At 55.4% G+C, this 11926-nt stretch carries 13 protein-coding genes; 8 read left to right on the top strand and 5 right to left on the bottom strand.

The window, feature by feature from the left end; all coding sequences use genetic code 11:
- Positions 1 to 26: 26 nt before the first annotated feature.
- Positions 27 to 1007 (bottom strand): NADPH:quinone oxidoreductase family protein, encoded by a 981-nt coding sequence (locus GRX64_RS04705; RefSeq protein WP_166264161.1) that lies wholly within the window; start codon positions 1005 to 1007, stop codon positions 27 to 29.
- Positions 1008 to 1149: 142 nt separating this feature from the next.
- The gene (locus GRX64_RS04700; protein ID WP_166264159.1) at positions 1150 to 1719 is read right to left on the bottom strand and encodes a BLUF domain-containing protein; all 570 of its coding nucleotides are present in this window, start codon (positions 1717 to 1719) and stop codon (positions 1150 to 1152) included.
- A gap of 228 nt (positions 1720 to 1947) precedes the next feature.
- Between GRX64_RS04700 and GRX64_RS04695 the strand changes: the two genes are divergently transcribed.
- The 8 genes from GRX64_RS04695 (at position 1948) to GRX64_RS04660 (ending at position 8873) form a co-directional block, all read left to right on the top strand.
- A complete protein-coding gene (locus GRX64_RS04695) occupies positions 1948 to 2565 on the top strand; it encodes a trimeric intracellular cation channel family protein (protein WP_166264157.1) in 618 nt (205 codons plus the stop codon).
- Positions 2566 to 2742: 177 nt separating this feature from the next.
- A complete protein-coding gene (locus tag GRX64_RS04690; RefSeq protein WP_166264155.1) occupies positions 2743 to 4041 on the top strand; it encodes an NCS2 family permease in 1299 nt (432 codons plus the stop codon).
- Positions 4042 to 4069: 28 nt separating this feature from the next.
- Positions 4070 to 4612: an adenine phosphoribosyltransferase gene (locus tag GRX64_RS04685; RefSeq protein WP_166264153.1), complete on the top strand. Its 543-nt coding sequence runs from the start codon at positions 4070 to 4072 to the stop codon at positions 4610 to 4612.
- 33 nt (positions 4613 to 4645) lie between these two features.
- Positions 4646 to 5311, top strand: coding sequence for a fumarylacetoacetate hydrolase family protein (locus GRX64_RS04680; RefSeq protein ID WP_166264151.1), 666 nt, complete (start codon positions 4646 to 4648; stop codon positions 5309 to 5311).
- Positions 5312 to 5352: 41 nt separating this feature from the next.
- On the top strand, positions 5353 to 6666 hold the full coding sequence (locus GRX64_RS04675; RefSeq protein WP_166264149.1) for an ABC1 kinase family protein: 1314 nt from the start codon (positions 5353 to 5355) through the stop codon (positions 6664 to 6666).
- Positions 6667 to 6826: 160 nt separating this feature from the next.
- Positions 6827 to 7228, top strand: coding sequence for a glutaredoxin family protein (locus tag GRX64_RS04670; RefSeq protein ID WP_166264147.1), 402 nt, complete (start codon positions 6827 to 6829; stop codon positions 7226 to 7228).
- Between the two features lie 500 nt (positions 7229 to 7728).
- Entirely contained in the window at positions 7729 to 8094 is a 366-nt protein-coding gene (locus GRX64_RS04665) for an MbcA/ParS/Xre antitoxin family protein (protein WP_166264145.1), read from the top strand.
- Positions 8091 to 8873 (top strand): RES family NAD+ phosphorylase, encoded by a 783-nt coding sequence (locus GRX64_RS04660; protein ID WP_166264143.1) that lies wholly within the window; start codon positions 8091 to 8093, stop codon positions 8871 to 8873. The genes GRX64_RS04665 and GRX64_RS04660 overlap by 4 nt, the downstream gene beginning before the upstream one ends.
- Before the next feature lie 6 nt (positions 8874 to 8879).
- Here the strand turns inward: GRX64_RS04660 and GRX64_RS04655 are convergent, their stop codons facing one another.
- The 3 genes from GRX64_RS04655 to GRX64_RS04645 form a co-directional block, all read right to left on the bottom strand.
- On the bottom strand, positions 8880 to 9866 hold the full coding sequence (locus GRX64_RS04655; protein ID WP_166264141.1) for a GGDEF domain-containing protein: 987 nt from the start codon (positions 9864 to 9866) through the stop codon (positions 8880 to 8882).
- Positions 9867 to 10160: 294 nt separating this feature from the next.
- Positions 10161 to 11006, bottom strand: a complete 846-nt coding sequence (locus tag GRX64_RS04650) for a PhzF family phenazine biosynthesis protein (protein WP_166264139.1) — start codon at positions 11004 to 11006, stop codon at positions 10161 to 10163.
- 177 nt (positions 11007 to 11183) lie between these two features.
- Positions 11184 to 11618 (bottom strand): RDD family protein, encoded by a 435-nt coding sequence (locus GRX64_RS04645; protein WP_166264136.1) that lies wholly within the window; start codon positions 11616 to 11618, stop codon positions 11184 to 11186.
- Positions 11619 to 11926: the final 308 nt, after the last annotated feature.

Below are 11926 nucleotides of genomic sequence, written 5' to 3'. Positions count from 1 at the left end.
GGCCTTTGATATCAGCCGGGGCCGACTCAGTCCGCCATTTTCAACACGACTTTACCCTTCGCCCGTCGCTCGGTCAGCGCATTCAAGGCCTTGGCATAATCTTCGAAGGCAAACACCTCACTGATGCGAGGCTTGATTTTGCCATCGGTGTACAGCTTGAACAGGTCCATCATGTTCTGTGCGCTGGTCTGGGGTTCTTTCTGGGTAAACGCGCCCCAGAACACCCCCACCACAGAACACCCTTTCAGCAGTGTAAGATTGGCAGGGATTTTGGGAATATCACCCGCGGCAAACCCAACGATCAGGTGCCGGCCATTCCACGCCATGGCCCTGAGAGCCTGTTCGGTGAAATCCCCACCAACCGGATCGTAGATCACATCCACACCGCGGTTGTTGGTCAGCTTCTTCACGGTGTCCTTGAGCGGCTCTTCGGTGTAGTTGATCACCTCGTCGGCGCCTGCCGATTTCGCTACGTCCAGTTTATCCGCGCTGCTGGCCGCCGCGATGACGTGGGCGCCCATGGCTTTGCCCAATTCCACGGTCGCCAGACCAACGCCTCCACTGGCACCCAGCACCAACAGCGTCTCTCCGGGCTGGATATTGGCCCGCTGCTTGAGCGCGTGATAGGAGGTGCCATACACCATGGTGAACGCCGCCGCTTCCTCATCACTCATGGTATCGGGGACGGGTAACAAGTTGGCCTCGGCCACCACGACTTCTTCCGCAAAGGCACCGTACCCGGTCAGTCCCATGACACGGTCTCCCGCTTTGAAGCGCGTGACCTTATCTCCCACGGCCAACACCTCCCCGGCCATCTCACCACCCGGGGAAAACGGCATCGACGGTTTGAGCTGATACTTGCCCTCGATGATCAGGGTGTCGGGGAAATTCAGGCCCGCTGCCCGAACCCGGACCTTGACACCACTACCCTTGGCTTCCGGGCTTTTGGTGTCTTCGATGACCAATGTTTCCGCCGGGCCGTATTCTTTGCACAAAATTGCTCTCATGGTGTGACTCCAAAGGTATAAAATGCGTTATCAACACTGATAAAACAACGCTGAATTAGCCTCAACCTAAACCCAGTCACGCCATGAATCAAATAAACCTGTTTTATGGTTTTACATAAGCCGGGCTAATGGCAATCACCCCTCAGAACATCGCTATACCACCCACAACCACCGCAGCCAGTATAATAACCCCAGCGACAATCAGGCCATTACGTGCGCCTGTCGAAACCACTTTGTCCGCCTCACGACCGGAATGCGTGCCGCTATGGTTGACCAGCCGGTCATCGTGACTGGATTGCCGAATCAGTTCGATCATTCCATCACAGAGTGCGCGATCAAACTGATACGGGTCGAATGCGGTCAGCTTGTGACGCTTTAAAAACTGGCTGACATCGCCGGCAACCGGTACGTATTTCATCGACCAGTTGGTAAACGTGCGCGCCTCCAACGGCTCTTCAATCAGCGTTTTCACTTCTTTATGTCGGCTGTCCCGCTTAATCGTTTCATACACCGCGTGAACCGCCTCGGCTTCGCCCTCCAGGTACTGGAAAAAACAGCCGTTGCCGTAATAGAGGCCACCCACCAGCCCCTTTTTCGGGTTGTTGCGCCGTGACGTAAGCAAAATTCTGGCTACATTGGGCTCGATGCCCCGCTCCAGTGGCATCGCGTCAAACGTCGCTTTGCTTGCATAGGCAAGACGAATCAATGACATAGGAATACTCCAAAAAATTTAAGGTTAGACACAGGCTGATGGCTTATACCGTTGAGTTCCATTCTTGGATCAGTTTCGTACATCGCGTTCCACCCTCACCAAGGACAGCAGCCTTCCCGACCCGCTCGTTAAAGGCGCCGTTAAGATGATTCGTCGACGCATTTCGGCTATTCTGCGGGCGTCTTTTGCATTCTTGTCGGTAGCCTCAGTTCCCGCGACGGACCCTCTATGTTTGACATCCTCTACAGTTTCGAAATGCTCGGAGTCATCGCCTTTGCCATCTCAGGCATGATTGTCGCACGCGGCAAGAATATGGACCCCGTCGGTGTCTTCACCATTGCGTTCGTGACCGCACTGGGTGGCGGTACGCTGCGGGACCTGATGATGAACAACCATCCGTTGTATTGGATCCAACATCAGGAACAGCCGATTTTGATTCTCGTGATGGCTATTATTTTCAGCTATTGGCCTCGCGCTCACCGTCTCCGAGAGGCCCGCATCGTGTTACCTGATGCCATTGGATTGGGCATCTTCAGCATTCTGGGAGCCCAACTTGCACTGGACCAAGGGCATTCCTGGTTTATTGCTTCGCTACTGGGCGTCATGACGGGCACCTTCGGCGGTGCGCTGCGGGACACTCTGTGCAACGAAGTGCCCTTCATTTTCCGCAAGGATCAGGTATACGCCTCCATCTCGTTTGCCGGCTGCTGGCTCTACCTGGTCTGTCAGTGGCTGCTGGACAGTGACAGCCTTGCGCTCTCTATCGGCTTGCTGTTTATCGTGCTGGTGCGATTGCTGGCCATTCGGTTTGATATTCGCCTGCAACGAGACCCGCATCCTCGTTGAGTTGGGCTTCAATACTTGGCCTTGACCTGATCAACCGGTAACATTGCTTTTTTTTCACATTCCGGAGTTGCACGATCAGACGTCCAGGCGTCGTCCCCGGCGGTCACCACTGTAGCGGCCCAGGCAACACTTTCGGCTCACACCCCGATTCATCATCCTACGAGGCATACCTTCGTCATGCTTGAACGACTGTTTAAACTCGAAGACCACGGCACCACCGTGCGCAAAGAAATTGTGGCGGGCATTACCACCTTCCTGACCATGGCCTACATCATCGTGGTCAACCCCAGCATTTTGTCCGCTACGGGCATGGACTTCGGGGCCGTGTTCGTGGCGACCTGTCTCGCCGCCGTCATCGGTACCCTCATCATGGGACTTTGGGCCAACTATCCCATCGCCCTGGCACCGGGCATGGGGCTGAATGCATTTTTCTCCTTCACCGTGGTGGGCAGCATGGGCTACAGCTGGCAAGTCGCGCTGGGCGCGGTCTTTATGTCCGGCTTGCTGTTTTTCCTGCTCAGCATTTTTAAAGTGCGGGAGTGGATCATCAACAGCATTCCCATGGCACTGCGATTTGGCATATCCGCGGGCATTGGTTTCTTTTTGGCGCTGATTGCCCTTAAAAACGCCGGTATTGTTGTTGACCACCCTGCCACGCTGGTAGGCCTGGGCGACATTAAAACACCACAGAGCCTGCTGTTCTTCGGTGGTTTCCTGCTCATTTGCGCGTTGTCGTTCCGCCGCATTACCGGTGCCGTGATGATTGGAATCATTGCGGTTACCCTGGCAGCACTGGCCATGGGCCTGATTGAGTACAAAGGCTTTTTCGCCGCGCCGCCAAGCCTGGCTCCGACCTTTATGCAACTGGACATCGCGGGCGCGCTGAACGTCGGTATGATCAGCATTATTTTTGCTTTCCTGTTCGTGGACCTGTTCGATACTTCCGGTACGCTGATCGGGGCCGCTCACCGTGGCGGTCTGCTGGACAAGGAAGGCAAGTTGCCTCGCCTTGGCCGGGCGCTGATGTCAGATTCCGTGGCCACCATGTCCGGCGCTGCACTCGGGACGTCCACCACCACCAGCTATATCGAATCCACAGCCGGCATTTCCGCGGGTGGCCGTACTGGCCTGACAGCGGTGGTGGTAGCGGCCCTGTTCCTTTCGTGCCTCTTGCTCTCGCCCATTGCCAGCATCATTCCGGCGTATGCCACCGCACCGGCGCTGCTGTACGTGGCTGTATTGATGACCAGCGGTCTCAAACTGATTGACTGGGATGACGTCACCGATGCCGCGCCCGCTGTCGTAACCGCCCTGATGATGCCGCTGACGTTCTCTATTGCCAATGGCATTGCGTTGGGCTTTATTACCTATGTTCTGATGAAAGCATTGAGCGGTCGCTGGTCACAACTGAACGCCAGCGTTGTTATCATCGCCGTCGTGTTCATTCTTAAATTTATTTTCCTGGATGCCGCGTAAGCCAGGCTACGATCAGACCGGACTGTTTATGGATTATTTTGCCGAAAACATTAAGAAAGCCATACGTACCGTGCCCGACTGGCCCAAACCCGGTGTCCAGTTCCGGGACATAACCACGGTACTGCAGGACCGGACCGCGTTCCGCAAGCTGATTGATGCCTTTGTCCACCGTTACCATGGCCATGAGATTGACGCTGTGGCGGCGGTCGATGCCCGGGGCTTTATTATCGGTTCGGCGCTGGCATACGAGCTGAATGCCAGCCTGGTGTTGATTCGCAAGAAAGGTAAGCTGCCATTTGATACGCTGGTGGAAGATTACGAACTGGAGTACGGCACTGCCTCCGTCGAGCTTCACAAAGACGCCTTCAAGCCCGGTGACAAAGTGGTGTTGGTGGATGATCTGATAGCGACCGGTGGCACGATGCTGGCCGCCTCGCGTTTGATCCGCCGGATTGGTGCGGAAATATTTGAGGTATCCGCAATGATCGACCTGCCCGACTTGGGTGGTTCTGAAAAACTGCGCGCAGACAATCTCAAGGTTTACACTGTGTGTTCATTTGAAGGTGATTAGCCTGCGTTGAAACCTGCCCAAGGAGCTGTGGCCATGACTGACTATCAACACCACTGGAAGGATGGCACCGCTGTCCGCTTGCCGCTGGGCAAGATTGTCTGTATTGGCCGCAACTATGCTGAGCACGCCCGGGAGCTCAACAACCCCATTCCGGACACGCCCTTACTCTTCATCAAGCCGGCGACGGCCGCCGTGCACCTGACCCGGCCACTGGTCCTGCCACAAAACCGTGGAACGGTGCATTTCGAGACCGAACTGGCGGTGCTGATTGGCGTACCACTGACCAATGCCTCGGAAAAAGAGGCCCAACGGGCCATACTGGGCTACGGCCTGGCCCTGGACCTGACTCTGAGGGATGTACAAAACCAGTTAAAAGAAAAAGGCCAGCCCTGGGAGCGTGCAAAGGGTTTCGACGGTGCCTGCCCGCTGTCACCCTTTATCGCCGCCGAACGCCTGAAAAACGCCGACCACCTGACCTTCAGCCTGGACATCGACGGGCACCGCCAGCAAACCGGCAACACCGCCGATATGCTCAATCCGATCTTGCCGTTGATCGCCCACATCAGTGAGCACTTTACTCTGATGCCGGGAGATGTTGTGCTGACAGGCACGCCGCATGGTGTCGGCCCCCTGACGTCGGGCCAAAAACTGACATTGCAGTTAGACGATGCGCTGTTTATCGAAACCCACGTCGCCTAACACACAACAAACCAGACGGCTTCGGAGAGCGCACACACGGCATGGCAAAGAAACCGGTCACTTCCCGTAGCGGACGCTTTTTCAAGCTGGCAGGCATGACCGCCTCGGTGGCGGGACAGTATGCCGGCCAGCGCGCCCGCAAGCTGTTCGGGCAAGAAGCCGACGAAGCGGCCCGCAGTGAAAACTACAGCCGAATGGCCGATCAGATCGTGGATACCCTGGGTGAACTGAAAGGCGCGGTCATGAAGGTGGGGCAGATTGCGTCCCAGACCCAGGACTTCCTACCCAAAGAGTTCTCCGACGCCCTGCAAAAACTGCAGAAAGAGGCACCACCAATGCCGTTCGACGTGATCGCCGCCCAGGTCGAGTCGGAACTTGGCAAGCCGATTAGCGAATTGTTCGAGTACCTCCAGGAAACCCCTTACGCCGCCGCCTCCATAGGCCAGGTCCACCGGGCCCGGCTACACAGCGGTGACGACGTGATCGTCAAGATCCAATACCCTGGCGTCGACGAATCCTGCGACTCGGATTTGAAGCAGTTACGCATGGCACTGCGGCTTGGCGGTTTACTCAAGATGCCAAAAGAGCATGTTGATCAATTGTTTGCTGAAATTCGGGTGCGCCTCAAGGAAGAGCTCGATTATGAGAATGAAGCTCATAACCTTGATGCCTTCCAGGTCTTCCACGAAAAAGACGAATGGATCAAGATCCCCCGGGTGATCAGAAGCCATTCTTCCCGCCGGATTCTCACCATGGATCTGCTGGAGGGCGACCATATCAGCGCCATCACCCCGGAAAAGTACAATCAGGACACCATCAATCTTATCGGCCATCGTATCTTCACCATGATGGCCGACCAGCTGTTTCGGTTCCAGTGTATCCACGGTGACCCTCACGCCGGAAATTTCGCCTACCGACCAGACGGCACCATCATTCTGTACGACTTTGGCTGCGTGAAAAAACTCAAACCCGAGATAGTCGAGGCATACCGTAATGCCTTGGTATCGGCATTGGATGAGGATTACGCCGCCCTCGACCGCCACCTGATCGACCTCGGTGCCCGGGTGGAATCGCAACCGGCGGTGGATGAAGCCTACTACGCCATGTGGCGGGACATTCTCGTCAAACCGTTCAACAGCGACACCCCCTATGATTTTGCTGAATCCAGCATCCACAAGGACGTCGCGGCTAAAACCACCACCGTGTTCAAATACCTGGATTACTTCAAACCGCCGGTGGAAAGTATTTTTATTGACCGCATGATTGCGGGTCACTACTGGATGATGAAGCGGCTTGGCGTTCAGGCGGCGTTTCGGGAGGAACTGGAAGGGTACCTGAGCCAGTCGAATCATTAAGGACCTCGAGGCACGTTTCCTCACTGCCATTAGCCCGCCTGAATCGGTTAATCGCGCCTGAAGTGTTACCATCCCGGCCGAGCTTACAACTGAATCGCTGACTCAGCGTTCACTGGGACAGTCAGCGGATTCCCGTTTAACGATGTATAGGTTGCACAACATGAAAATGGTTATTCGATATTTTTTTCGCACTCTGCGTCTGATCCTGACGCCGGTCATGCTGATCAGTGAAAAACTCAGCACCCCCAAATCAGTGGCGCGCTCGCCGGAAGATCAGGCAAAAGTGGATCAGGCAACCAGCCAGCTGGCGCTGTACCATTTCAGCGCTTGTCCGTTTTGCATTAAAGTGCGAAAAGAAATGGCACGCCTTGGACTCAATCTTGAGACCCGCGATGCTCAGCACAATACCGATCACCGTGCTGCGCTGGAAGCCGGTGGCGGACGCATCAAAGTGCCCTGCCTGTTGATCCAGAAAGGCAACGGTGAGCAGGAGTGGCTTTACGAGTCCAACGCTATCAAAGGCTGGTTGCAGAGCCGTTTCGAACCCGCCAAAACCGCCTGATCGTCTATCGGGCAGGCGATGTCGGCCTGCTCGCTATCACTCACCTCAAAGTGTTGCAGCTCCGCCGACTGTTCAGTCGCAAGGCTTTGGCGACAACCCCCTGCCGAGTGCCTTGAGCCATCTGTTCACACTCTCGCAAACGTTCCGATTGACGGATCTGGTGGGCACAGGTTACCGGCCTCCGCGACCCAGACTTGGCGGCATGACGTCACGACACGGGTCTGGTCACGCATCCACGGCTTTGTCGACGTGAAGCATCACGCAGTCGCGCAACTGGTTGATATATCTGACTGAAAACCCGCGTGCTGCGAGTCTTTGAAACCCTGATTGACGTCCTCGATCCGCATTGAGGAACCCCCATGCCGAACTCCGCCTCACTGAGCTTAACGATCATCCAACCGCCCGGGCTCAAACACCCAGGAAGATGACCTTATTATGATGGCGCGCCCACATCACTTTGGACTATATTGATGTCAATACTCCGCCACAGTGGAGAACCAATGGATTCCGCCACGAGCATCAAAGATCAACCCGACCGCAAACAGGTCCTGGCCAAAGCCGTACTGAATGCCGGTAAATCGCTCGGGCTGACGCAAACCGACATTGCGGACATCATTGGCCGCGACCGTTCCGTGCTGAAGCGTTCGGGACTCGACCCCAATAGCAAACCCGGTGAACTGGCGCTTCTGTTGGTCCGGGTCTACCGGAGTGTCTATGCCCTGGTGGGTGGCGATCACGACGCCATTCGCCATTGGTTTCAGACTCGAAACAAATACTTTGAGGAAACGCCAAGGGATCTGGTGACCACCGCAGAAGGTCTGGTACGAGTCACTCAGTATCTCGACGCTATGCGAGGGCATACTTGAGACTCACCGACCGGATTGAAGCAGCCGTCAGCACCTTTCAGGGCGAATTATTTCGGGTAGTGGAATCGCAAGAAGAAGTCGCAACCACTCAGTTGGTCGATAACCTGGCCGAACAGGCCGTTCTCGAAGACATGATCGAACTCAGCAAACCACCGAGACCTGAAAGTACAGCAAAACTCCACTACTTGCTGGCAACGCCATTCAGGTACCCACCCTTGCGCTACGGTTCGCGCTTTGGGCGGCCCTATGAAAAAAGCCTTTTCTATGGTGGCACCTCCATTGAGGCTGCCTTGGTTGAGTCCGCGTTTTATCGGTTCGTCTTCCTCCGCGATGTTGTTGTACCGTTTGCGGCCCCGCTTAAATCGGAACACTTGCTGTTCAGCGCGCGATACCTGGCACAGCGCGGGATAAAGCTGCAAGCGTCTGAATGGCGCGCCGAGCAAGACGAACTTACCGACCCAGGGCACTACGATTATTGCCAGAACCTCGGTTCCACCATGCGAAACATGGGCATTGATGCGTTCCAGTATCCGTCTGCGCGTGCGCGCCAACTCAATCGATATTTTCCTGGGCAGGGGCAAAACGACGTCAACGGGGCACTGTTTAACCCGACACCTCTGATGGACAGGCAGCCCCAATCGCAATTGCATTTGCTCATGACGACTGAGCCTGACACCGTGATGATGCGTTTGCAGCAACAAGATGGCACCCGGCAGAGCTACACATTTCACGCCACCCCATTTCTGGTGAATGGCCGACTGGCCCGTCCCGCCGCGTAGCGTTTATTACGCCGCGACCTGATTCCGCCCCTTAGACTTGGCACGATACAGATTTTCATCACTACGCTTGAGCCACATCACCACGCTCTCCCCTGGCTGCCATGTCGCGACCCCTATGCTGACGGTAATGGCCACTCCATCCAGTAGTGCGAACGATGCAATGGCGCCCCGAAGCGTTTCCGCGAATAGGTGACCATTGTCTTTGTCGGTGTCATACAGCAGTACCAGAAACTCTTCGCCGCCTGGCCTGAATAGCTTGTCAGTCGCCCGAACCCGCTTACGGAGGAGTTCGCCGATACCTTTCAGAACCTTGTCGCCGGCATCGTGGCCGAAGTTATCGTTTATCTGTTTAAACCGGTCGAGATCCAGGGCCAGCAGTGTCATCGGCGTGCCCGTTCGGGCACTTTGTTGAACCGATTGCGCCAACACTTCGTCTAGCAGCGTCCGATTTAACAGCCCGGTCAGGGGATCCGTTACCGCCTTGGCATGCAGTTTTTCCTGCAGATCAACAATGACCCGGATGAAAATGATTGAGAATGCGTTGACCAACAACAGCGTCGCGATCACCCGCACGCCCACTTCCGGCTCCACAACCAGCCAGGCCTGGGGAAGCAAGGTGATCAACAGTGCGGCATTGGCAATCCAGGCTTTGCGCTCAGGCAACATGAAGTAGAAACAGGTCACCGAGGGGTAACACCACAACACACCGATGATGCCCTGTTCACGCAAGGCAACCATCAGGAAAAATATAATCGCGGGGGTAAGTCCCAGCATGGTCAGGTTTGGCAGAAAACGACCGCGATGGATACTCCAGGCATTGATCCCCAACACCGCGATAATCATCAACGCGACCGAGCCCAACACGACTCGACCCTGGAAAAAGTTATTAATGGCAAAGGGTGCCAGGAATAACAATCCAGCCAGGGTGATACCGAAGGTCGCTCCTCGACGGAAATCGTGTTCACAGAGCGATTTATTCAGACTCGATTCCATGGTGATTAGTCTGCAAAGGTCGTTAGACGGCTGCCCTTGCGCGCAACTAACCGCAGAAAGCCATTCGAAAAACAGCCAGAATGCGGAAAAAGCTGAGGAGGCAAGGCGTTCAATTCGGCCTGACGACAGGCCCCGCGGACCCACGACGACCGCTGGTCAAACAGGCCAGACGGGCTGCAGGTGTCGCAGGAGTATATTAGCGCAATAATCTGATATTGCCGCCTCTAAAAAGCTCATCGCGCTTCACCGGCAACCGCTGCAATGTCCTGCGAGAGGCCAATCCCAGGTGAGCGTTTAAACCGCGTCGAGTGTCACGGCTGACCCAGTCACGGTAATACCCCCGGTAACCGGAACGTCGACCACGAGTTTGCTCGGCCGGCCCATGGTCTCGCCCTGGCGAATGGTCAACGTGACCGGCGGTGACACCAGCCCCGCATCCCTGAGATAGCCGCCCAGGGCGGCAGCGGCTGCGCCGGTAGCCGGGTCTTCGACCACGCCGCCCACTGGAAACGGATTTCGCGAGTGATACAGGTCGGCGTGTTCGCGCCAAATCAGCTGTGTTGTGGTCAAGCCGTGGTCAAGCATCACTGATTTCAATGCATCAAAATCATAATCCAGGGCCACCAGCCGTCTTGCTTCCTGAACCGCTAACACCAAGTGCCAGGCACCGGCAAACGCGCATGCAGGCGGGATCTCCATATTGAGGTCCTCACGCGGCCAGTGGAGCGCAGCCAGTGCCGCATCAATCAGCGCGTCCGATGCCAGTGCGTACCTGGGCTCCACCGTGGTGAGCGAAGCCACCCAAACGCCGTCTTGCCGTTCGACCTCGACCGGCACTTCGCCAATCGCGGTCTCGAACAGATACCGGTCCTCACCCTGAACCGTGCCGAGAACCACACCCGCAGCAATGGTGGCGTGGCCACAAAATGACACTTCCGCTTCTGGACTGTAGTACCTGACGGTTAGCTTTGAATCCGATTGTGGGACCAGGAAAGCGGTTTCAGAATAACCCACCTCAGCGGCGATACGCTGCATTGTTGCCGGGTCTGGTAATGCCTCACCGATCCAGACGCCAGCCGGGTTACCACCCTCGGGCGATGTCGTGAAGGCGCTGTAGCGATAGAGATGTGAGTCTGCCATGGCGGGTACCCCCTAGCCGCGATGTGCGAGCTTATCAGGACATCTATACTTAATGTAAACGACCGTCACCCGCCTGTCTCGAATTTTGCAGCCATTGGGGGCTTGTTCAGATCAGAAGAATCAACATCAATTCAGCCCTTGTTAAGCCGGCACAGCGCTGAATCGATACAGCTAATGTTAACGAGGCGTCGCGCCGGTCTTCACCACGACGGTTCCAGCCAGTTTGTCGTGAAAGCCCTGCTTACGCTTGTCCAAGCCAACCCAGATAATGCCCAGCATCAGGGGCAAGATGGACACGTAATACGCGAAATAACGGCCAATAAGTTGACCCGATGACGGCTTTTCGCCAGTGGTTGTATCCACGATGCGTAATTTTAAGAACATTTTCCCTGGAGTAGCCGATTTGTAAATCCAGAATACGACCACGGCAATGGCGGGCAGAATGTAATTGAGGATCACATCCCAAAAACCGAACACAATTGCCCCACTTGTCCAGTAGTCCTGGCCGTATATCAGCGTTAAAAGGGGATAAACAACAATCAGAATCAGCACCGTATCAATCAGCGCCGCGCCGGTTCTTATCCAAAAACCCGCATAGTTGGGTTGGTCCATATCTTCTCCTTCGCACAAATTACTCTTCATGCCTCATGTTGTAGGACGGTTTCATCAGACGGAAGTTGAGAACGGCGTTGATAGAGAAGGCTGCGGTGAATGTTAGATAAAAAACAGCAGTCCTGAATGATTCCGGCACCGTCAGCCATAACGCCGCCAACCCACCATAGCCAATGCAGTAAAGCCTAAAATAATACATGTCACGCTTCACGTGAAGTACAACTCATTAACAGCGACTCGATAACTTTAACAGCCTTTGTATCCGAGGTAATTGGTTGCCCTTCTGTTTTTGACAATGCCTGAACTCG

The organism is Marinobacter caseinilyticus (genome assembly GCF_011074955.1).
GTDB lineage: Bacteria > Pseudomonadota > Gammaproteobacteria > Pseudomonadales > Oleiphilaceae > Marinobacter > Marinobacter caseinilyticus.
Note: the sequence above shows the minus strand (reverse complement) of the source record. Positions and strands in the feature narration are given on the sequence as shown.

Excerpts from the sequence above, each read along its gene's own strand:
- GRX64_RS04675 (WP_166264149.1), top strand. The coding sequence starts at position 5,353 with ATGGCAAAGAAACCGGTCACTTCCCGTAGCGGACGCTTTTTCAAGCTG.
- GRX64_RS04705 (WP_166264161.1), bottom strand. The coding sequence starts at position 1,007 with ATGAGAGCAATTTTGTGCAAAGAATACGGCCCGGCGGAAACATTGGTC.
- GRX64_RS04665 (WP_166264145.1), top strand. The coding sequence starts at position 7,729 with ATGGATTCCGCCACGAGCATCAAAGATCAACCCGACCGCAAACAGGTC.
- GRX64_RS04695 (WP_166264157.1), top strand. The coding sequence starts at position 1,948 with ATGTTTGACATCCTCTACAGTTTCGAAATGCTCGGAGTCATCGCCTTT.
- GRX64_RS04645 (WP_166264136.1), bottom strand. The coding sequence starts at position 11,618 with ATGGACCAACCCAACTATGCGGGTTTTTGGATAAGAACCGGCGCGGCG.
- GRX64_RS04700 (WP_166264159.1), bottom strand. The coding sequence starts at position 1,719 with ATGTCATTGATTCGTCTTGCCTATGCAAGCAAAGCGACGTTTGACGCG.
- GRX64_RS04655 (WP_166264141.1), bottom strand. The coding sequence starts at position 9,866 with ATGGAATCGAGTCTGAATAAATCGCTCTGTGAACACGATTTCCGTCGA.
- GRX64_RS04680 (WP_166264151.1), top strand. The coding sequence starts at position 4,646 with ATGACTGACTATCAACACCACTGGAAGGATGGCACCGCTGTCCGCTTG.
- GRX64_RS04650 (WP_166264139.1), bottom strand. The coding sequence starts at position 11,006 with ATGGCAGACTCACATCTCTATCGCTACAGCGCCTTCACGACATCGCCC.
- GRX64_RS04670 (WP_166264147.1), top strand. The coding sequence starts at position 6,827 with ATGAAAATGGTTATTCGATATTTTTTTCGCACTCTGCGTCTGATCCTG.
- GRX64_RS04685 (WP_166264153.1), top strand. The coding sequence starts at position 4,070 with ATGGATTATTTTGCCGAAAACATTAAGAAAGCCATACGTACCGTGCCC.
- GRX64_RS04690 (WP_166264155.1), top strand. The coding sequence starts at position 2,743 with ATGCTTGAACGACTGTTTAAACTCGAAGACCACGGCACCACCGTGCGC.